Annotated in this window: 19 protein-coding genes; 1 reads left to right on the top strand and 18 read right to left on the bottom strand. The window is 61.3% G+C overall.

The window, feature by feature from the left end; genetic code table 11:
• Positions 1-128: 128 nt before the first annotated feature.
• The 10 genes from brnQ to sdhC form a co-directional block, all read right to left on the bottom strand.
• Positions 129-1,442, bottom strand: coding sequence for a branched-chain amino acid transport system II carrier protein (gene brnQ, locus ABE528_RS19010; protein ID WP_346653771.1), 1,314 nt, complete (start codon positions 1,440-1,442; stop codon positions 129-131).
• Positions 1,443-1,815: 373 nt separating this feature from the next.
• A complete protein-coding gene (sucD, locus tag ABE528_RS19005; RefSeq protein WP_016393102.1) occupies positions 1,816-2,700 on the bottom strand; it encodes a succinate--CoA ligase subunit alpha in 885 nt (294 codons plus the stop codon).
• Entirely contained in the window at positions 2,700-3,866 is a 1,167-nt protein-coding gene (gene sucC, locus ABE528_RS19000) for an ADP-forming succinate--CoA ligase subunit beta (protein ID WP_028632226.1), read from the bottom strand. Before sucC ends, sucD begins: the two co-directional genes overlap by 1 nt.
• 172 nt (positions 3,867-4,038) lie before the next feature.
• The gene (lpdA, locus tag ABE528_RS18995; protein WP_152957195.1) at positions 4,039-5,475 is read right to left on the bottom strand and encodes a dihydrolipoyl dehydrogenase; all 1,437 of its coding nucleotides are present in this window, start codon (positions 5,473-5,475) and stop codon (positions 4,039-4,041) included.
• 96 nt (positions 5,476-5,571) lie between these two features.
• A complete protein-coding gene (gene odhB / locus ABE528_RS18990) occupies positions 5,572-6,789 on the bottom strand; it encodes a 2-oxoglutarate dehydrogenase complex dihydrolipoyllysine-residue succinyltransferase (protein WP_152957194.1) in 1,218 nt (405 codons plus the stop codon).
• A 42-nt stretch (positions 6,790-6,831) separates the two neighbouring features.
• Positions 6,832-9,663: a 2-oxoglutarate dehydrogenase E1 component gene (locus tag ABE528_RS18985; protein WP_346653770.1), complete on the bottom strand. Its 2,832-nt coding sequence runs from the start codon at positions 9,661-9,663 to the stop codon at positions 6,832-6,834.
• 246 nt (positions 9,664-9,909) lie between these two features.
• The gene (locus ABE528_RS18980; RefSeq protein WP_152957192.1) at positions 9,910-10,614 is read right to left on the bottom strand and encodes a succinate dehydrogenase iron-sulfur subunit; all 705 of its coding nucleotides are present in this window, start codon (positions 10,612-10,614) and stop codon (positions 9,910-9,912) included.
• 11 nt (positions 10,615-10,625) lie between these two features.
• The gene (gene sdhA / locus ABE528_RS18975; RefSeq protein ID WP_060512814.1) at positions 10,626-12,398 is read right to left on the bottom strand and encodes a succinate dehydrogenase flavoprotein subunit; all 1,773 of its coding nucleotides are present in this window, start codon (positions 12,396-12,398) and stop codon (positions 10,626-10,628) included.
• Positions 12,399-12,401: 3 nt separating this feature from the next.
• Positions 12,402-12,770 (bottom strand): succinate dehydrogenase, hydrophobic membrane anchor protein, encoded by a 369-nt coding sequence (gene sdhD / locus ABE528_RS18970; protein WP_027921320.1) that lies wholly within the window; start codon positions 12,768-12,770, stop codon positions 12,402-12,404.
• Entirely contained in the window at positions 12,764-13,150 is a 387-nt protein-coding gene (gene sdhC, locus ABE528_RS18965) for a succinate dehydrogenase, cytochrome b556 subunit (RefSeq protein WP_012315350.1), read from the bottom strand. Before sdhC ends, sdhD begins: the two co-directional genes overlap by 7 nt.
• A 351-nt stretch (positions 13,151-13,501) precedes the next feature.
• On the opposite strand from sdhC, the gene gltA reads away from it, so the two are divergent.
• Positions 13,502-14,791 carry a citrate synthase gene (gene gltA, locus ABE528_RS18960; protein ID WP_054884059.1) on the top strand — a complete coding sequence of 430 codons (1,290 nt, stop codon included), beginning with the start codon at positions 13,502-13,504 and terminating at the stop codon, positions 14,789-14,791.
• A gap of 65 nt (positions 14,792-14,856) precedes the next feature.
• Here gltA and ABE528_RS18955 read toward each other — a convergent pair whose 3' ends face one another.
• The 8 genes from ABE528_RS18955 to ABE528_RS18920 all read right to left on the bottom strand — a co-directional run.
• Positions 14,857-15,462: an START domain-containing protein gene (locus ABE528_RS18955; RefSeq protein WP_346653769.1), complete on the bottom strand. Its 606-nt coding sequence runs from the start codon at positions 15,460-15,462 to the stop codon at positions 14,857-14,859.
• Positions 15,463-15,495: 33 nt separating this feature from the next.
• Complete coding sequence (locus ABE528_RS18950; RefSeq protein ID WP_152957191.1) at positions 15,496-15,750, bottom strand: YkgJ family cysteine cluster protein; 255 nt, start codon at positions 15,748-15,750, stop codon at positions 15,496-15,498.
• A 124-nt stretch (positions 15,751-15,874) separates the two neighbouring features.
• Positions 15,875-16,351: a hypothetical protein gene (locus tag ABE528_RS18945; RefSeq protein ID WP_346653768.1), complete on the bottom strand. Its 477-nt coding sequence runs from the start codon at positions 16,349-16,351 to the stop codon at positions 15,875-15,877.
• A 68-nt stretch (positions 16,352-16,419) separates the two neighbouring features.
• On the bottom strand, positions 16,420-17,862 hold the full coding sequence (locus tag ABE528_RS18940) for a PLP-dependent aminotransferase family protein (protein ID WP_152957189.1): 1,443 nt from the start codon (positions 17,860-17,862) through the stop codon (positions 16,420-16,422).
• A 193-nt stretch (positions 17,863-18,055) separates the two neighbouring features.
• On the bottom strand, positions 18,056-18,868 hold the full coding sequence (locus ABE528_RS18935; RefSeq protein WP_346653767.1) for an OmpA family protein: 813 nt from the start codon (positions 18,866-18,868) through the stop codon (positions 18,056-18,058).
• Positions 18,865-19,218 carry a DUF4398 domain-containing protein gene (locus ABE528_RS18930; RefSeq protein WP_085673058.1) on the bottom strand — a complete coding sequence of 118 codons (354 nt, stop codon included), beginning with the start codon at positions 19,216-19,218 and terminating at the stop codon, positions 18,865-18,867. The genes ABE528_RS18935 and ABE528_RS18930 overlap by 4 nt, the downstream gene beginning before the upstream one ends.
• Positions 19,219-19,227: 9 nt before the next feature.
• A complete protein-coding gene (locus tag ABE528_RS18925; protein ID WP_152957187.1) occupies positions 19,228-20,049 on the bottom strand; it encodes a transporter substrate-binding domain-containing protein in 822 nt (273 codons plus the stop codon).
• Positions 20,050-20,129: 80 nt separating this feature from the next.
• On the bottom strand, positions 20,130-20,871 hold a 742-nt coding region (locus ABE528_RS18920), incomplete at its 5' end, for an FAD-binding protein (protein ID WP_346653766.1).

The following is a 20,871-nucleotide window of genomic DNA, read 5'->3' as shown; positions in this document are numbered from 1 at the left end:
TGGCAAAAGGCACACCCTGAAACGAAAAAGCCCCGCATCCTTGCGGATACGGGGCTTTCGAGTCTCCACCCTTGGCGAGCACCCTACGGCTTGTGGCCGGTGCCGCCCTCAGGCTTCAACCTGTGCCTTCAGGCCAACGCTTCGCGCGGCTTGCCGAGCATGCGGTCACAGGCCACGGCACCCATCAGCGTCACCACCGAAGGCACCAGCCAGGCCAGGCCTTGATCGCTCAACGGCAGGTGCGCCAGCACGTCTGGCAGCACATGGGCAATGTCGCTGCCCTTGATCGCATCGACGATACCGAACACCAGCGACACCAGCATCACCGGCGCCAGGATACGGGTCGGCGAATTCCACAGGTCCTTCACGAAGCTCAGGCCCACCACCACGATGCACGGCGGATAGATGGCGGTCAGCACCGGGATCGAGAACATGATCAGCTTGGTCAGGCCCAGGTTGGAGATCAGCAGCGAGAAGCCTGCCAGGATCACCACCAGGGCACGGTACGACAGTGGCAGGACCTGGCTGAAGTACTCGGCACAGGCGCAGGTCAGGCCCACCGCAGTCACCAGGCACGCCAGGGCGATCAGCACGGCGAGGAAGCCACTGCCCAGCGAGCCGAAGGTGTGCTGCACATAGGCGTGCAGAACGGCTGCACCGTTGGTGGCATCGGCGGCAATGTCGTGGCTGGTGGCGCCCAGGCGGAACAGGCTGATGTACACCAGGGCCAGACCGACACCGGCGATCAGGCCGGCGATGATGGCATAGCGAGTGATCAGCTTCGGCGACTCGACACCGCGCGAGCGGATGGCGTTGACGATGACGATACCGAATACCAGGGCACCGAGGGTGTCCATGGTCAGGTAGCCATCGGAGAAGCCTTTGGAGAAGGCGGCGGCGGCATAGGCCGGCTGCGCTTCACCAATGGTCCCGGCCGGCAGCGCAAAGGCAGCGATGCCCAGCGCCGCCAGCGCGATGATCTTCAGCGGCGCAAGGAAGCGGCCGACAGTGTCGAGCAGCTTGCCCGGATACATGGACACGGCCAGTACCACGGCGAAGTACACCAGGCTGTAGATGAACAACGCAGTCGGGCTTTCACCGGTCAGCGGTGCCACGCCCACTTCGAACGACACGGTCGCCGTACGCGGCGTCGCGAACAGCGGGCCGACCGACAGGTAGCACACGGCCGCCAGCAGGCCACCGAAGAACTTGCCGATCGGGCTGCTCAGGGCGTCCATGCCGCCACCGACCTTGGCCAGGGAGACCACGGTGATGACCGGCAGGCCTACCGCAGTGACCAGGAAGCCCAGGGCCGCCATCCATACGTGCGGGCCAGACTGCAGACCGACGATAGGCGGGAAGATGATGTTGCCAGCGCCTACGAAAAGCGCAAACGTCATAAAGCCAAGCGCCAGGATATCCTGGCCTTTGAGAACTTTCATTTAAGGTAGTACCACACTGCTGAAATCGGGATTCGAGAGGGGATTTCCCTTTTGGATGAGGGAAATGCTGCCCGGCTTGGTAGGCCAGACCCGTTTAGCGTGTCGTTCCCTTTTGGGGTACGGGCACAGAGTGAGCGCGTAGATTAACCGTTTTACCCGGCAAACGCACTGGCACAGTGCTGCTTGTCCGATGTGCGTACATGTTTGTCGTCTATGTGACCGGGGACAGTAGGAATTATCCTCTGATTGAAACATTCGTCTGCGCGAAAATTCCTATCAAATCTATCGAAAAACCTAACTGCCTGTTCGAACTGCAAAAACGACAAAGGCCACCCGAAGGTGGCCTCTGTGCGCGTGGGGGGTGTAGCAGGTATTACTTCTTGGCTTCCCAGCCAGTCAGCTCGGCCAGGGCCTTGCCGATGTCAGCCAGGGAACGCACGGTCTTCACACCAGCGTCCTGCAGCGCAGCGAATTTCTCGTCCGCAGTGCCCTTGCCGCCGGAGATGATGGCGCCAGCGTGGCCCATGCGCTTGCCCGCAGGTGCGGTAACACCGGCGATGTAGGAAACGACTGGCTTGGTGACGTTGGCCTTGATGTAGGCCGCAGCTTCTTCTTCAGCCGAACCGCCGATCTCACCGATCATGACGATCGCTTCGGTCTTCGGGTCTTCCTGGAACAGCTTCAGGATGTCGATGAAGTTGGAGCCTGGGATCGGGTCGCCACCGATACCCACGCAGGTCGACTGGCCGAAGCCGGCGTCGGTGGTCTGCTTGACCGCTTCGTAGGTCAGGGTGCCGGAACGCGAAACGATACCGACCTTGCCTGGCAGGTGGATGTGGCCTGGCATGATGCCGATCTTGCACTCGCCCGGAGTGATCACGCCTGGGCAGTTAGGGCCGATCAGGGTCACGCCCAGCTCGTCGCACTTGACCTTGGCATCCAGCATGTCCAGGGTAGGAATGCCTTCGGTGATGCAGACGATCAGCTTGATGCCGCCGAAGGCTGCTTCCAGGATCGAGTCCTTGCAGAAAGGAGCCGGAACGTAGATGACCGAAGCGTCAGCGCCGGTGGCTTCTACGGCTTCTTTCACAGTGTTGAACACTGGCAGGCCCAGGTGGGTGGTGCCACCCTTGCCTGGCGTAACGCCGCCGACCATCTTGGTGCCGTAGGCGATGGCTTGTTCGGAGTGGAAAGTACCCTGCGAGCCGGTGAAGCCCTGGCAGATGACTTTGGTATCTTTATTGATCAGGACGCTCATTACTTGCCCTCCGCAGCTTTGACAACTTGTTGAGCAGCGTCGGTCAGGCTGGTGGCCGCAATGATGTTCAAACCGCTTTCTGCCAGTACTTTAGCGCCCAGTTCGGCGTTGTTGCCTTCAAGGCGAACCACAACCGGAACTTTCACGCCGACTTCTTTCACTGCACCGATGATGCCTTCGGCAATCATGTCGCAGCGAACGATGCCGCCGAAGATGTTGACCAGAACGGCCGCGACATTGCTGTCGGACAGAATGATCTTGAACGCTTCGGTAACGCGCTCTTTGGTAGCGCCGCCGCCCACATCGAGGAAGTTGGCTGGCTTGCCGCCGTGCAGGTTGACGATGTCCATGGTACCCATGGCCAGGCCGGCACCGTTGACCATGCAGCCGATGTTGCCTTCGAGGGCAACGTAGTTCAGTTCGAACTTGGCAGCGTGGGCTTCACGGGCGTCGTCCTGCGACGGGTCGTGGAAAGTCTTCAGCTTAGGCTGACGGTACATGGCGTTGGCGTCGATGTTGATCTTGGCATCGAGGCAGTGCAGGTCGCCGTCGGCCTTGATCACCAGCGGGTTCACTTCCAGCAGGGCCAGATCGTGATCCTTGAACAGCTTGGCCAGGCCAACGAAGATCTTGGCGAACTGTTGAACTTGCTTGCCTTCCAGGCCCAGCTGGAACGCCAGCTCACGACCCTGGAACGGCTGAGCGCCAACCAGTGGGTCGATGGTAGCCTTGAGGATCTTCTCAGGAGTGTCGTGCGCGACTTTCTCGATGTCCACGCCACCTTCGGTGGAAGCCATGAACACGATACGGCGGCTCGAACGATCCACTACAGCGCCCAGGTACAGCTCTTTGGCGATGTCAGTGCAGGATTCGACCAGAATCTTGGAGACGGGTTGACCGTTGGCATCGGTCTGGTAGGTAACCAGATTCTTGCCCAACCACTGTGCAGCGAACGCCTTGGCGTCTTCCTTGCTGCGAACCAGCTTGACGCCGCCCGCTTTGCCGCGACCACCTGCGTGAACCTGGGCTTTTACGACCCACTCGTTCCCGCCGATCTTGTCGCAGGCTTCTGCTGCAGCTTCAGGGGTGTCGACTGCGAAACCCTTGGAAACTGGCAGGCCGTATTCAGCGAACAGCTGCTTACCCTGATACTCGTGAAGATTCATGCTTTTTACCGTCTTCGTTAGGTACTGCGCTTCGGCGCTGCGCCATTGCTGGCGCCGCACCACCTGTGACCATTGACCCCGGGTTTTCCCGTGTAGTCCGGTCCGGCGGACGTTCCGCGGTGAGTCATGCACGCAAGACTCACGACGGGCAGCCCGCCGTGGTTTCTTATAATTAACGCTTCTTACGGTTGGCCACGTGAATGGCGCCGCCATTCACTGCCAGCGCTGCTTCATGCAACGCTTCGGACAGGGTTGGATGGCTGAAGACCATCATGCCCAGATCCTCGGCACTGGTGCCGAATTCCATTGCGATTGCGCCCTGCTGTACCAGTTCGGCAGCCGATGGGCCAATCACGTGAACACCCAGGACACGGTCGGTCTTGGCGTCGGCGATGACCTTGACGAAACCACCGGTATCGTTGGCTGCCATCGCACGGCCGCTGGCCGCGAACGGGAAGGTGCCTACGTTAACCTCAACACCCTCGGCCTTCAAGGCTTGTTCGGTCTTGCCGACCCACGCGATTTCCGGGTGGGTGTAGATGACCGACGGAATCAGGTCGTAGTTCATCTGGGCCTTGTGGCCCTTGATGCGCTCGACGACCATGATGCCCTCTTCCGAGGCCTTGTGCGCCAGCATCATGCCGCGTACCACGTCACCGATGGCGAACACGCCCGGTACGCTGGTAGCGCAGTAGTCGTCGACGAAGATGTAGCCACGCTCGTCGATGGTCACGCCGCTGTCGGCAGCCAGCAGATCAGTGGTCACCGGACGACGGCCGACCGCAACGATCAGCTTGTCGAAGGTGATCTTCTGCTCGCCTTCGGCGTTGGTGTAGGTCACTTCGACTTCGTTGCCGTTGACTTTCGAGCCGGTGACGCGGGCGCCCAGCTTGATGTCCAGGCCTTGCTTGGTCAGGGTCTTCTGGGCTTCTTTCGACACGGCGGTGTCGGCAGCCATCAGGAAGGTGTCCAGGGCTTCCAGGACGGTGACTTCAGCACCCAGGCGAGCCCATACCGAGCCCAGCTCCAGGCCGATCACGCCAGCACCGATCACGCCCAGGCGCTTAGGTACCGACTGGAATTCCAGGGCGCCGGTGGAGTCGACGATGACGTTCTGGTCGACCGGAGCCGGCGGAATGTCGATCGGACGCGAGCCGGAAGCGAGGATCACGTTCTCGGCTTCGATGACTTCGGTGGTGCCGTCAGCCTTGGTGACTTCGACCTTCTTGCCAGCCAGCAGTTTGCCGTGGCCCTGGATCGAGGTAACGCCGTTGGCCTTGAACAGGGTGGCAACGCCACCGGTCAGGTTCTTGACGATGCCAGCCTTGCGGCCAACCATCGCGGCGACGTCCATCTTCACTTCGCCAGTGGAGATACCGTGGACGTTGAAGCTCTCTTTGGCTTCCTTGTACTTCCAGGAGCTGTCCAGCAGCGCCTTGGACGGAATGCAGCCTACGTTCAGGCAGGTGCCGCCCAGGGCCAGCTTGCCCTCGGCGTCGGTGTACTTCTCGATACAGGCAGTCTTCAGACCAAGTTGTGCGGCCTTGATGGCAGCAACATAGCCGCCAGGACCTGCACCGATTACCACTACGTCGAATTTCTGGGTCATAAAAGATTCCTTTTTAGCTTGAAGCGGCAAGCTGCAAGCCGCAAGACAGACACGCTTCGACTTGAAGCTTGCCGCTTGCAGCTTACAGCCGCGCGATTAGATGTCCAGCAGCAGGCGAGACGGATCTTCCAGCAGGTTCTTGATGGTGACCAGGAAGGTTACCGCTTCCTTGCCATCGATCAGGCGGTGATCGTAGGACAGTGCCAGGTACATCATCGGGCGGATAACCACTTGGCCATTGATGGCCATCGGACGCTGGATGATGTTGTGCATGCCGAGGATAGCGGCCTGCGGCGGGTTGACGATCGGGGTCGACATCATCGAACCGAAAGTACCGCCGTTGGTGATGGTGAAGGTACCACCGGTCATCTCTTCGATCGACAGCTTGCCGTCACGGGCCTTCTTGCCGAAGGTGGCGATGCCGTTCTCGATTTCAGCCAGGCTCATCGACTCGGCGTTACGCAGGACCGGAACCACCAGACCACGGTCGCTGGACACGGCGACGCCGACGTCGGCGAAGCCGTGGTAGACGATGTCGTTGCCGTCGATCGAGGCGTTGACAGCCGGGAAGCGCTTCAGGGCTTCGGTGGCAGCCTTGACGAAGAACGACATGAAGCCCAGGCGTACGCCATTGTGGGTCTTCTCGAACAGGTCCTTGTACTTCGAACGCAGGGCCATGACTTCGGTCATGTCGACTTCGTTGAAGGTGGTCAGCATGGCCATGTTCGACTGGGCTTCGACCAGACGCTCGGCGATCTTGGCGCGCAGACGGGTCATCGGCACGCGCTTCTCGGTGCGGTCGCCAGCGGCAACGACAACCGGGGCAGCAGCGGCAGCAGCAGGCTTGGCAGCAGGCGCTGGAGCCGACTTCTTGTTGGCGACGGCGGCAACGACGTCTTCCTTGGTGATGCGACCACCTTTGCCAGTGCCGGCAACGGTAGCCAGGTCGATACCGCTTTCTTCGGCCAGCTTGCGAGCGGCAGGCGCAGCGATCGGGTCGTCTTCACCAGCGTCGGCGGCGGCGGCAGCCGGAGCAGCAGCGGCCGGGGCAGCAGCTGGAGCAGCAGCGGCAGCACCACCTTCAACGATCGAACCCAGCACTTCGTCGGACAGGACGGTGTCGCCCTCGCCCTTGACGATCGCGCCCAGCACGCCGTCGGCGGTGGCCAGCACTTCCAGGACGACCTTGTCGGTCTCGATGTCGACGATCAGCTCGTCACGCTTGACGGCGTCGCCCGGCTGCTTGTGCCAGGTGGCAACGGTGCCATCGGCAACCGATTCCGGGAAGGTTGGGGCTTTGATCTCGATAGCCATTATCTGTGTTTCCTTAAATTCGGTTTCAGGTGCGCGAAGGCATTAAACAGTGAAGGCGTCTTGCAGCAGTTTTTCCTGCTGTTCGGCGTGCTTCGATGCGTAACCACAGGCTGGCGCGGCGGAAGCGTCGCGGCCGGCGTATTCCAGGACCAGTGCCTTGTTGTGGCGGCCCAGGATACGGCGCATGTGGTGCTGACTGCTGTACCAGGCGCCCTGGTTCATCGGTTCTTCCTGGCACCAGACCGCATGCTTGAGGTTGGTGTATTGCGCCAGGATTTCGACCAGGTCGTCCTCAGGGAACGGATACAGCTGCTCCAGACGCAGGATCGCGATGTCTTCGCGGCCTTCGGCACGGCGTTTTTCCAGCAGGTCGTAGTACACCTTGCCGCCGCACAGGATCAGGCGTTCGACCTTGGCCGGATCGAGGGTGTCGATCTCCGGGATCACGGTCTGGAACGAGCCTTCGGCCAGGTCTTCCAGGGTCGAGACGGCCAGCTTGTGGCGCAGCAGCGACTTCGGCGTCAGCACGATCAGCGGCTTGCGCAGCGGACGGATGACCTGACGACGCAGCAGGTGGTAGATCTGCGCCGGAGTGGTCGGTACGCAGACCTGGATGTTGTGCTCGGCGCACAGCTGCAGGTAACGCTCCAGACGCGCGGAGGAGTGCTCCGGCCCCTGCCCTTCATAACCGTGCGGCAGCAGCATGGTCAGACCACACAGGCGGCCCCACTTGTGCTCGCCGCTGGTGATGAACTGGTCGATCACTACCTGGGCACCGTTGGCGAAGTCACCGAACTGGGCTTCCCAGATCACCAGCGCGTTCGGCGTGGTGGTCGAGTAACCGTATTCGAATGCCAGTACGGCCTCTTCCGACAGGAAGGAGTCGTACAGGTCGAAACGCGGCTGGCCCGGGAACAGGTTCTTCAGCGGTACGTAGGTGCTGGCGTCCTTCTGGTTGTGCAGCACCGCGTGACGGTGCGAGAAGGTGCCACGGCCGATGTCCTGGCCGGTCATGCGGATCGGGTGACCTTCGAACTGCAGGGTGGCGTACGCCATGGTCTCTGCATAACCCCAGTTGATCGGCAAGCCACCGGCCTGCATCTTCTGACGGTCTTCGTAGATCTTCGCGACCTGACGCTGGACGACGAAGCCTTCCGGCAGTTCCAGCAGCTTGGCCGACAGGTCCTGCAGGGTCTTGAGGTCGAAGCGGGTGTCGTGACGCGCGGTCCAGGCATGGCCCAGGTACGGACGCCAGTCGACGAACAGCTCGCGGTTCGGCTCCTTGACCAGGCTCTTCACCACGTGCAGGCCATTGTCCAGGGCGTTGCGGTACTCGTCGATCTTGGCCTGAGCACGCTCGGCGTCGATGCGACCGGCCTGGATCAGCGAATCGGCATACAGTTCACGGGTGGTGCGCTGCTTGGTGATCTGCTGGTACATCAAAGGCTGGGTGCCGTTCGGCTCGTCAGCCTCGTTGTGGCCGCGACGACGGTAGCAGACCAGGTCGATGACCACGTCACGCTTGAACTGCATGCGGTAATCGATGGCCAGCTGAGTCACGAACAGCACCGCTTCCGGATCGTCACCGTTGACGTGCAGGATCGGCGCCTGAATCATCTTGGCGACGTCGGTGGCGTACTCGGTGGAACGTGCGTCCAGCGGGTTGCTGATGGTAAAACCAACCTGGTTGTTGATCACGATGTGCACGGTACCGCCGGTCTTGAAACCGCGGGTCTGCGACATCTGGAAGGTTTCCATGACCACGCCCTGGCCGGCGAACGCAGCGTCGCCGTGGATCGAGATCGGCAGAACCTTGTCACCCACGGTGTCGTTGCGACGGTCCTGACGGGCGCGCACCGAACCTTCCACCACTGGCGAGACGATTTCCAGGTGGGACGGGTTGAACGCCATGGCCAGGTGAACTTCGCCACCCGGGGTCATCACGTTGGAGGAGAAGCCCTGGTGATACTTCACGTCACCGGAGCCCAGCTCGTTCATCTTCTTGCCTTCGAACTCGTCGAACAGCTCGCGCGGGTTCTTGCCGAAGGTGTTGACCAGCACGTTCAGACGGCCGCGGTGGGCCATGCCGATCACGACTTCCTTGGTGCCATAGGAGCCGGAGCGCTGAATCATCTCGTCCAGCATCGGGATCAGGCTTTCGCCACCCTCGAGGCCGAAACGCTTGGTGCCTGGGTACTTGGTGCCCAGATACTTCTCGAGGCCTTCACCGGCGGTCACGCGCTCAAGCAGGTGCGTCTGCACGTCGACCGAGAATTCCGGACGGCCGCGCACGCTTTCCAGGCGCTGCTGGAACCAGCTGCGCTGCTCGGAATCGACGATATGGGTGAACTCGGCGCCAATGGTGCGACAATATGTCTTCTGGAGCGCCTCGAAGATCTCGCGTAGGCTCGCTTCCTCCTTGCCAATGAACAGGTCGCCGGCACGGAAGGTCGTATCAAGATCGGCATTGGTCAAGCCGTAGTGATTGATCGACAGGTCTACAGGCGCAGGTCGCTGCCACAACCCCAACGGGTCAAGCTTGGCAGCCTGATGGCCGCGCATACGATAGGCCTGGATCAGTCGCAGAACTTCAACCTGCTTCTTCTCGTGTTCTGTGCTCACGCTCCCGGCGGAAACCGGTTGGGCGCGGCGCTGGTTCTTTGCCAGCAGTACGAAATGGTCGCGGATCGTCGAGTGCGATACATCGGTAGCGGTGCTGCCGTCGGCTGGCAACTTCTGGAAGTAAGTGCGCCACTCTTCTGGCACAGCGTTAGGGTCGTGCAGGTAGAGCTCGTAGAGCTCTTCCACATATGCAGCGTTACCACCTGAAAGGTGGGCGCTATCCCACATGCGCTGCATCACGCTTTCTTGCATGCTTGGTCACCCTCGGTTAGGGGACTGATCGGCGAGAGCCACAGCAAACCTGGAAAAGTCCGAATAAAGCGACTGAACCACGCCACTTGGATCCTGCTGATTTTCCGGGTACCAGCCCGGAAAGCCCCTGCTGGTCTCATATCTTCATAGGTATCGAGCGCGGGCTTTGTGGGCCCTTGCTCAGGTTTTACCTCAGTGCGGGCTCACCACCCGCACCTCGGCTTACTGCAGTTACAACGCTTTGTATCAGGTGCCGCTTTGCAGCAGCATGTTACGTACGTGACCGATTGCCTTGGTCGGGTTCAGACCCTTCGGGCAAACGTTGACGCAGTTCATGATCCCGCGGCAGCGGAATACGCTGAACGGGTCATCCAGGGACGCCAGGCGCTCCTGGGTCTTGGTATCACGGCTGTCGGCCAGGAAGCGGTAGGCCTGCAGCAGAGCAGCGGGGCCCAGGAACTTGTCCGGGTTCCACCAGAACGACGGGCAGGAGGTCGAGCAGCAAGCGCACAGGATGCACTCGTACAGGCCGTCCAGCTTGTCACGCTCTTCTGGCGACTGCAGACGCTCGATGGCCGGAGCCGGCGTGTCGTTCTGCAGGAATGGCTTCACCTTCTCGTACTGCTTGTAGAAGATGCTCATGTCGACCACCAGGTCACGAATGACCGGCAGGCCAGGCAGCGGGCGCAGAACCAGCTTGTTGCCCTTGACCACAGCCGACAGCGGAGTGATGCAGGCCAGGCCGTTCTTGCCGTTCATGTTCATGCCATCGGAACCGCAAACGCCTTCACGGCACGAGCGACGGTACGAGAAGCCCTCGTCCTTTTCCTTGATCAGCGCCAGCACGTCCAGAACCATCAGGTCCTTGCCGCCGGTATCGACGTCGAACGACTCCATCTTGGGGGCCGAGTCGGTGTCGGGGTTGTAGCGATAAACTTCGACTTTCAACATAGCAGCCACCCTTAGTAAGTCCGGATTTTTGGCTCGAAGGCCGGAACGGTCTTCGGCGCAAAGTTGACGCCACGCTTGGCAACGCGCTTCTCACCCGGGTAGTACAGGGTGTGGCACAGCCAGTTTTCGTCGTCACGGTCTTCGAAGTCTTCACGGGCGTGAGCGCCGCGGGACTCTTTACGGGCTTCGGCCGCAATGGCGGTAGCTTCGGCGACTTCCAGCAGGTTCTGCAGCTCCAGCGCTTCGATACGCGCGGTGTTGAAGGCCTGGGACTTGTCGTTGATCTTGACGTTGGCGATGCGCTCACGCAGGCCGGCCAGCTGCTCGATACCCTTCTGCATGTATTCGCCGGTACGGAATACACCGAAGTAGTTCTGCATGCAGCTCTGCAGCTCGCGCTTCAGGCTGGCAACGTCTTCACCGGAAGTACGCTCGTTGAGCTTGTTCAGGCGGTTCAGGGCAACATCGATGTCGGTGTCGCTGGCGTCGAGGTGCTCGATGCCGTCGCTCAGCGCCTTCTCCAGGTGCAGGCCGGCAGCACGGCCGAACACCACCAGGTCGAGCAGCGAGTTACCGCCCAGGCGGTTGGCGCCGTGGACCGATACGCACGCCACTTCACCTACGGCGAACAGGCCAGGAATGATGTGATCCTTGCCTTCTTCATCCATGGTGATGGCCTGGCCATGAATGTTGGTGGCTACGCCGCCCATCATGTAGTGGCAGGTTGGAACGACCGGCACCGGCGCGACCACTGGGTCGACGTGGGCGAAGGTCTTGGACAGTTCGCAGATACCTGGCAGGCGGCTGTGCAGCACTTCCTCGCCCAGGTGGTCCAGCTTCAGCAGTACGTGGTCCTTGTTCGGGCCCACGCCATTGCCGGCGATGATTTCCTTGACCATGGAACGGGCAACCACGTCGCGGCCAGCCAGGTCTTTGGCGTTTGGCGCGTAACGCTCCATGAAGCGCTCGCCATGGGCGTTGATCAGGTAACCACCTTCACCGCGGCAACCTTCGGTGACCAGTACACCGGCGCCGGCGATGCCGGTCGGGTGGAACTGCCACATCTCGATGTCCTGTACCGGTACGCCTGCACGCAGGGCCATGCCGATACCGTCACCGGTGTTGATCAGGGCGTTGGTGGTGGAGGCGTAGATACGGCCCGCACCGCCAGTGGCCAGAACGGTGGCCTTGGACTTGATGTACATGGTTTCGCCGGTTTCGATGCAGATCGCGATCACACCGACGAAGGCGCCTTCCTGGTTCTTCACCAGGTCAACGGCGTAGTACTCGTTGAGGAAGGTGGTACCGGCTTTCAGGTTGCCCTGGTACAGGGTGTGCAGCAGCGCGTGACCGGTACGGTCGGAAGCGGCACAGGTACGGGCGGCCTGGCCACCTTTACCGAAGTCCTTGGACTGGCCACCGAACGGACGCTGGTAGATACGACCGGTTTCGGTACGCGAGAACGGCAGGCCCATGTGGTCCAGCTCGAAGACCGCAGCCGGGCCTTCCTGACACATGTATTCGATAGCGTCCTGGTCACCGATGTAGTCGGAACCCTTGACGGTATCGTACATGTGCCAGCGCCAGTCGTCGTTCGGGTCGGCCGAAGCGATGGCGCAGGTGATGCCGCCCTGGGCGGACACCGTGTGCGAACGGGTCGGGAATACCTTGGTGACTACGGCAGTCTTGTGACCGCCCTGGGCCAGCTGCAGCGCTGCGCGCATGCCGGCGCCGCCGCCACCGATGATGATGGCGTCGAAGGAAATGGTTGGAATGCTAGCCATGGATCAGATACCCCAGAGAATCTGCACACCCCAGACGAAGTAAGCGAACATCGCAACGCCGCATACCGCCTGGAACAGGAAACGAATCGCAGTCGCCGACTTGCCGAACGACATCGGCGTCAGGTAGTCGGTAGCGATGGTCCACATGCCGACCCAGGCGTGAGCGCCCAGGGCAACGAGGGCCAGCAGACTGAAGATCCGCATCGCGTTGTTGGAGAACAGACCATGCCACTGGGTGTAGTCGATGCCTGGGTGGCAGACCACGTAGCCGATCAGGAAAATGAAGTAAGCCGCGAGAACGACCGCCGATACGCGCTGCGCCATCCAGTCATAGAGGCCCGAACGCGACAGGTTCGTGACATTGGTTACCATACCCAAACTCCCACCAGAACGATCAGCACCACGGAGATGACGATCACGATTTTCGAGCCCAGCTTGCCGCCTTCCAGCGTCTCACCGATGCCCATGTCCATGATCAGGTGGCGTACACCTGCCACGAGGTGATAAAGCAGGGCGGACAACAGGCCCCAGGTCACGAACTTGGCCAGCGGGCTGGTCAGACACGCCTTCACCTCACCGAAGCCTTCCTCGGAACCCAGCGACTTGCCCAGTGCATAAAGCATGATGGCAAGACCGAGGAACAGGATGACGCCGGAGATACGGTGGAGAATGGACGTGTACGCAGTGACAGGGAGCTTGATGGTCCTTAGGTCTAGGTTTACAGGTCGTTGGCTTTTCACGGCTTTTTTCACACTGAAGAGCCCCTAGCGAATCAGGGCAAAGTTGTTGGTAAGTGTACTGGTCAGGTACCCACCACCCAGGGAACGGCGACCCCCAGCAGTTCGGGCTTGCAAGCCCCTGGGAGTCGGGTGCCGAGTATAGACAGTTAGGCTGCTTATGACAACGTGACGGGGTAGCCCAAATAGCGGATTGCCTTTAGCGAGCAAAAGGCGTAAATGGGCGAGAAATTCGTGAAAAATCAGCCCTTGAAGGCCGTTTCAACCAGCCTTTAGGCAAATTGACATTCGAATTTACTTCTCTATAGTGGTGCGGGCCCTGCGTGGGGGGCTGTCTGATGATTTCAAGCATTAATAGGAGGCCACATGGCTGACAAAAAAGCGCAGTTGGTCATCGAGGGCGCTGCCCCCGTCGAGCTGCCCATTTTAACCGGCACCGTTGGTCCTGATGTAATCGACGTCCGCGGGTTGGGGGCCACTGGTCACTTCACCTTCGACCCTGGTTTCATGGCGACCGCCTCGTGCGAGTCGAAGATCACCTACATCGACGGCGACAAGGGCGTGCTGCTGCACCGCGGCTACCCGATCGAACAGCTCGCCGAGCAATCGGATTACCTGGAAACCTGCTACCTGCTGCTCAACGGCGAACTGCCGAATGCCGAGCAGAAGGCCCAGTTCGTCAGCACCGTCAAGAACCACACCATGGTTCACGAGCAGCTGAAGTCCTTCTTCAACGGTTTCCGCCGCGACGCTCACCCGATGGCGGTGATGTGCGGTGTGGTTGGCGCCCTGTCGGCGTTCTACCACGACTCCCTGGACATCAATAACCCGCAACACCGCGAAATCTCCGCGGTGCGCCTGGTCGCCAAGATGCCGACCCTGGCCGCGATGGTTTACAAGTACTCCATGGGCCAGCCGATGATGTATCCGCGCAACGACCTGTCGTACGCGGAAAACTTCCTGCACATGATGTTCAACACCCCGTGCGAGATCAAACCGATCAGCCCGGTGCTGGCCAAGGCAATGGACCGGATCTTCATCCTCCACGCCGACCACGAGCAGAACGCCTCCACTTCCACCGTGCGCCTGGCAGGTTCTTCGGGTGCCAACCCGTTCGCCTGTATCGCTGCCGGTATCGCCGCACTGTGGGGCCCGGCCCACGGCGGTGCGAACGAAGCGGTGCTGACCATGCTCGATGAAATTGGCGATGTTTCGAACATCGACAAGTACATCGCCAAGGCCAAGGACAAGAACGACCCGTTCAAGCTGATGGGCTTCGGTCACCGTGTCTACAAGAACCGTGACCCGCGCGCCACCGTGATGAAGAAGACCTGCGACGAAGTGCTGGGCGAGCTGGGCATCAAGAACGATCCACAGCTGGAACTGGCCATGCGCCTGGAAGAGATCGCCCTGACCGATCCGTACTTCATCGAGCGCTCGCTGTACCCGAACGTCGACTTCTACTCGGGCATCATCCTGAAGGCGATCGGCATTCCGACCAGCATGTTCACCGTGATCTTCGCCCTGGCACGCACTGTCGGCTGGATCTCGCACTGGAAAGAAATGCTCTCCAGCCCGTACAAGATTGGCCGCCCTCGCCAGCTTTACACCGGCGAACTGCAGCGTGACATCGTCGAGCTGAAGGACCGCAAGTAAGCTTTACCGGCCGAACGCAAAAAGGCTGCCATCTGGCAGCCTTTTTTATTGCCGGTGAGCCGAACTCAGTTGTTCTCGGCCCGCTCGCGCAACGCCTTGAGGGTATTGAACGGCGAATCGACCACGAACTTGTTGGCGATCATCGAGGGCACGCTGCCACCAGGCTCGGTGTGTACCTGATAGGTCACTTCGGTACTGTCACCCTTGGGCACCAGCTTCCAGAAACCCTCCACCTTCGCTACCCGGACAAAGCCCTTCTCTTCCGGGATATACGTTGGCAGTTCTTTGAGGTTTCGCGTCAGGCTGCCATCCGCGCCTTTGACCGTGGTCACGAGCAGCACCGAGTCCCGAGGCGTCACCGGCCACGGCGTATTGAACTGGGCGTAGGTCCAGCTCTGGTCGCCTTCCTGCTTGAGCAGTTTCTGCAACTTGCACTCGTGAATCCACTTGCAAGCCCCGACCGCGTCTTCCTGCAGCGCCTGGACCTTGGCCAGCGGCGCCTTGATCAGGGTCACGCCCTGGTAGGCCTTGTACTTGGAGCCCGGCACCTCACTGAGCGAGACCTTGATCCCCTCCTCGTCCTTGGCCACCTGCCAGTTTTCGGCCCAGGCAGCCGGCGCCAGCAGGACACCCATGCCACACAGCAGTGCAATACGCTTGAACGATCTCATCATGTTTATCCTTGTTGTCGAAGATCCAGCCTCTCACGCCGCCGTTATCTGCTCCCACCAGCCAAGAATCCTGATCGCTTCGTCGCGGTCATTGCCGCACACCTCGATATCCGCCTTGAAACCGCCACACACCGCCGGCCGCTCGGGCTTGCCGAAGAGGTCGCAGAGGTTTTGTGCAGTCAGGTGCAGACAGCGCTCGCCCGCCGGCTTGCCCTGAGGCATGCGCGGCATCGCCGAGCTGATGGACGGGGCAATGCAGCAGGCACCACACCCCTCACGACAATTCATGGCCAAATCAGGACCCCCTGGAACAAAACGGGACGATCGTCCCTGGATAGTAACCGCTCAAACATACGTTTGAAATTGCTGGCCCGATGAAATCTGCCGTGACCCAGCAGTCAGTTGAGCCTGCTCAATTGCGGAACTCGAACTCGATGGCCGCGCCTTCCACCTCACGGCGGCTTTCGTTGCGCAGCTGCAGCTGCATCTCGTTGCTGATCAAACGGCCGTTGAGTTGAAACGGACTGTCGCTGGTTTCCGGTTTTTCCGTGAACATGGCGGGCAGCAAAGGTTTGCGGCGAGTCGCAGGATCGCCCACTTCAGGCTCAAGACCCTTGACCATGTCGGCCGGCAGGCTCAGGTCGAGCTTGGCCTTGGGCAACGGCTGCGAGACCACCTTGCTGGCCGGCTTGGCTTTGGGCTTCGGCTTGGCTTTGGCCTTGCTGGCAGCCGGCTTGGCCTTTGCTGCCGGCGTTGCTGGCACCTTGCCTGCTGCCTTGTCATGCCCCGCCTGCACCTGGGTAGCAGGCTGCCCAGCGTGAGCCACACCACCAGGCAGGCAGAACGGGGCAATACAGATAATAAGGGCAGCAGTTCGCAACAGGTTCATGAACATCGACAGGCAGGCGGGGGCTGGAAAAGTGCGTATGCTCCCCGTTCCGCCCGCCGCTGGCAAGCCTACATAAGCGAGGGCTGCGATTCTCGGCATAATTGCTGGGCCAACAGGCCGAGCGTGATGACCGCCCGCTCTGCCTCCTTGTTCCAGGGAATGCCGCAGTTGAGCCGGATGCAGTGGTTGAACTGTTCGGTATTACTGAAGATCAGCCCGGGCGCGATACTGATGCCCTGCTCCAGTGCACGCACATGCAACTCCTGGGTATTGACCCGCCCCGGCAGGCTGACCCAAAGGATGAAACCGCCGGTCGGCCGGGTCATCTGGGTCCCTTCCGGGAAGTGCTGCTGTACCGCCAGTTGGTAGGCACTGAGGTTCTTGCGATACTCCTGGCGGATATAGCGCAGATGCCGGTCGTAGCCACCGTTCTCCAGGTACGCAGCCACGCCCATCTGCGTCACGCTGCACGCCGAGTGGGTGGTGAAGGTCTGCAGGCGCTGGATTTCATCCTGATAACGCCCCGCCACCATCCAGCCGACCCGCACGCCGGGTGAAAGGGTCTTGGAAAAGCTGGAACAATAGATAACCCGGTCCAGCCGGTCGAAGGCCTTGAGCGCCTTGGTCTTGCCCTGCTCGAACATCAACTCGCCGTAGATGTCGTCCTCGACGATCTGGATATCGAAGTCCGACGCCAGGCGCAACAGTTGCTTCTGACGCTCTTCAGGCACGGTGCCGCCCAGTGGATTGCTAAGGCGTGTGGTCAGCACCAAGGCCTTGATCGACCACTGGTTGGCGGCCAGCTGCAAAGCTTCAAGGCTGATGCCGGTAGACGGGTCACTGGGGATCTCGATCACCTTCAACCCCAGCAGGTCCGCCAACTGCAGGAGCCCGTAATAGGTCGGCGACTCGGCCGCGATCAGGTCACCCGGGCGGGTCAGCACCCGCAGCGACATCTGCAGGGCATCGACACAGCCATGGGTGACGATCACCTCACGCGGGTCGACCAGCACACCAGCGTCACGCATGCGGATCGCGATCTGCCGGCGCAGTGGCTCGAAACCAGGGCTGAACATGTAGCTGAAGGCACGCGGGCTGTGAAAGCGAGTGACCTTGGCGATCTGCTGGTGCAGGGCACGCACTGGCAGATAGTCGACGTGCGGCACAGCGGCGCCGAACGGGAACACGCCATCGCGACGCGCCTCGGTCAACACCTGCTGGATGATGCTGGCACGGGTGACCAGACCGGGGCGCTCGACCCGGGCGATATCCGGCGTCTGCGCGGTCAGGGCGGGCGTCTGATGCACGTAGTAGCCCGACTGTGGCCGGGCACGGATCAGCCCCTGATCCTCGAGATTGGCGTAGGCCTGCAACACCGTGGCATGGCTGACGTTGAGCTGGGCGCTCATCTTGCGCACAGACGGTACGCGCTCGCCTGGCTGGTAGACACCGCGACGGATGTCATCGGCCAGTTGCTGGGCGATACGCTGGTACAACAGCAGGTTGGTCATGGCGAAATCTCGACACGCGGCACGTTATTCTTGTACGACTCGTTGACGGTAGAGCATACCGTAACAGTTGCAAAGTGTACTGGGACAGATTGCAGGCCAATCAACAATACAGCTACGTGACACCGGTCGAAACGATTAATCCGTGCAGACCGACGAAAAGCGGGGCTGCTTCACAGCCCCTTCTTCAATGACTTCAGCGCGCAGGTGCGAGTCGCCCCTTGTCGTCGGAGAACACGATTTCCACGCGGCGATTCTGCGCCCTGCCCCGCTCTGAAGCATTGGCCTCGATCGGATACTGGTCGCCATAGCCTTCGACCTGCAGGCGCTTTTCATCGATGCCCAGGTCAACCAGCATGTCAGCCACCGACTGGGCACGATCGCGTGACAGCGTGAGATTGTCCTCAGGCGTACCCGTGCTGTCGGTATAGCCTTCGATCCGCACCACGCGACGCGGATTAAGCTGGAGGAACTGCACCAGCTTGAGCACGGTGCGGCTGGCCGAGTTCTTCAGGTCGGCACTGCCGGTGTCGAACAGCACATCGCTCAGGGTCATCACCAGGCCTCGATCGGTCTGCTCCGAGGCCAGCGCGGCAATCTGGCTCTCTACCCATTTGCCCTGCTGCTGCACACTGGCCAGCTTGGCCTCACGCAGGGCCAGTTGCAGACGCTGGCGTTCGAGGTCGAGCTTGGCCCGACGCTCCTCGCTCAGCGCCAGCTTGGCATGCTCGCTGGCAATCTCGCTGTAGCGCTGGCTCAGGTAGGCATAATGGCGCACGTCGCTGCCGGTACCGATGTAGCCAGAAAGGCGCTCGGCACGGGACAGCGACTCACCGGCACGGATCACGTCACGCGGGGCGCTGCGCAGCACGTCGGCATCGTCCTTGACCTTCTGGAAGGCCGCGGTCGCGTCATCCAGCGCCGCCGAACTGCGCTGACTGGCACAACCCTGCAAGCCAGCCGTCAGCACCAACAGCGCCAGCGCGGCTTTCGCATTGAGGCGCATCATGGCTGCACCTCCAGTTGCTTGCGCAGGCGCTTGACCCGTGTCTGCAGCAACTGAAGCTGCTCTTCGCTCTTCTGGTTCAGCACCTGCGCCTCGGCCAGGCGGGCATCCAGCTCGGCCTGTTCGGCACGCATGCGGGCGTCGCGGTAGTCTTCGGTCAGCATGTTGGTCTTGGCCCGGGCGAACTTGTCTTCGGCCAGCTTCAGCGCCTCGACCTGGTCGGTGGCACCGACTGCCTTGGCCTGCTCCAGCGCCTGCTCGGAAATTCGCATCTGCTCATTGGGCGCCGGGTCGTTGGCGCAGCCAGCCAGGCCGAGCATGGCCACGGCCAGGATAAGGGATTGGGTTCTCACGCACTCTTCCTAATGTTTTGGGGCGTCCGCCTGCACTTGCATCTGCGCTTTCCAACGCTCGACATTACGTTGCAGCACGGCTTCGGACGCACCGGAGATCGGCAATTCTGTCAGCTTTTTCGACAATTGCCCACGCAACCAGGCGTCATTGCAGGCCGAATTGTGCGACACGGCCAGGTACAGGCCTGGGCGGTCAACCGGCAAGCCGCGGGCGATGAGGTTGTTGCTCATGCCCAGGCCTTGGGTCATGGCCATGCCCGAGTAACGCCCGGCCAATACATAATCGACCTGGCCCAGCACCAGTTTCTGGAAGGCCTGGGTGAGGTTCTGCGCTGGCACCAGCTTCAGCTGGGCCTTGGCGAAGGCAGTGAATGCCGGGGTCAGGCGCGCACGCTCGGACAGGCTGCCCTGGTACTTGGCCAGGTCGGCCGGGCCGTCGAACTCCAGCGTCGCGTCATGGCGCGTCCAGACCAGGTACTCATTGAGCTGCAAGGCTGGGTGGATGTAATCCAGCGCCGTCAGTTGCTCCACCTGCATGGGGGTGTCGAGCAGCACGTCCATGCGCCCACTGCGCACCTCCTCCAGCGCCTGATCGCGCCGACCGGCACTGAGCACCTCGACTTTCACGCCCAATTCGCCGAGGACCTGGCGCAACAGGTCGACATTGGCGCCGATCAGGTGTTTCGGGTCTTTCGGGTCCTGCCAGGAGTACGGCGGTGCGTCCGGGCTGCCAGTTGCCACCAGCCGCTCGCACTTGCCTGCCGCCATCACCACCGGCGAGAGCAACGCCACCATGCATGCCAGCACCCTGCCCGCTTCGCGCAACACCATCCTTCACTCCTTGCCCGGCAACAAAAAAAGCCCGGCCCTCAGTGCGAGGGCCGGGCTTCTTTATAAGTGAAGCAGGCGGATCAGACCAGCTTTTCCAGCTCTGGAACGGCCTCGAAGAGGTCGGCAACCAGGCCGTAGTCCGCTACCTGGAAGATCGGCGCTTCTTCGTCCTTGTTGATCGCCACGATCACTTTGGAATCCTTCATGCCGGCCAGGTGCTGGATCGCGCCGGAGATACCGACGGCGATGTACAGCTGTGGCGCAACGATCTTGCCGGTCTGGCCGACCTGCATGTCGTTCGGCACGAAGCCTGCGTCCACCGCAGCGCGCGAGGCACCGACGGCAGCGCCAAGCTTGTCGGCCAGGCTGTACAGGTGCTTGAAGTTGTCACCGTTGCCCATGCCGCGGCCGCCGGAAACGACGATCTTGGCAGCGGTCAGCTCTGGGCGGTCGGACTTGGCCAGTTCTTCGCCAACGAAGGCCGAGATGCCAGCGTTGTGCGCAGCAGCTACCGCTTCGACAGCGGCCGAACCACCTTCGGCGGCCACGGCATCGAAGCCAGTGGTGCGCACGGTGATGACCTTGACCGCAGCGCTCGATTGCACGGTGGCAATGGCGTTACCGGCGTAGATCGGGCGCTTGAAGGTATCGGCGGACTCGACCGAGATGATCTCGGAGATCTGGTCCACGTCCAGCAGCGCGGCAACGCGCGGCAGGATGTTCTTGCCGTTGGTGGTGGCCGGGGCCAGCACATGGCTGTAGCCGGCTGCCAGCTCTTTGATCAGTGGCGCGACGTTTTCCGGCAGGGCGTGGGCGTAGGCA

Source organism: Pseudomonas sp. TWI628, assembly GCF_039673865.1.
In the GTDB taxonomy this organism is placed as follows: Bacteria; Pseudomonadota; Gammaproteobacteria; order Pseudomonadales; family Pseudomonadaceae; genus Aquipseudomonas.
The sequence above is the reverse complement of the archived record's forward strand: the minus strand, read 5'-3'. Positions and strand labels throughout refer to the sequence as shown.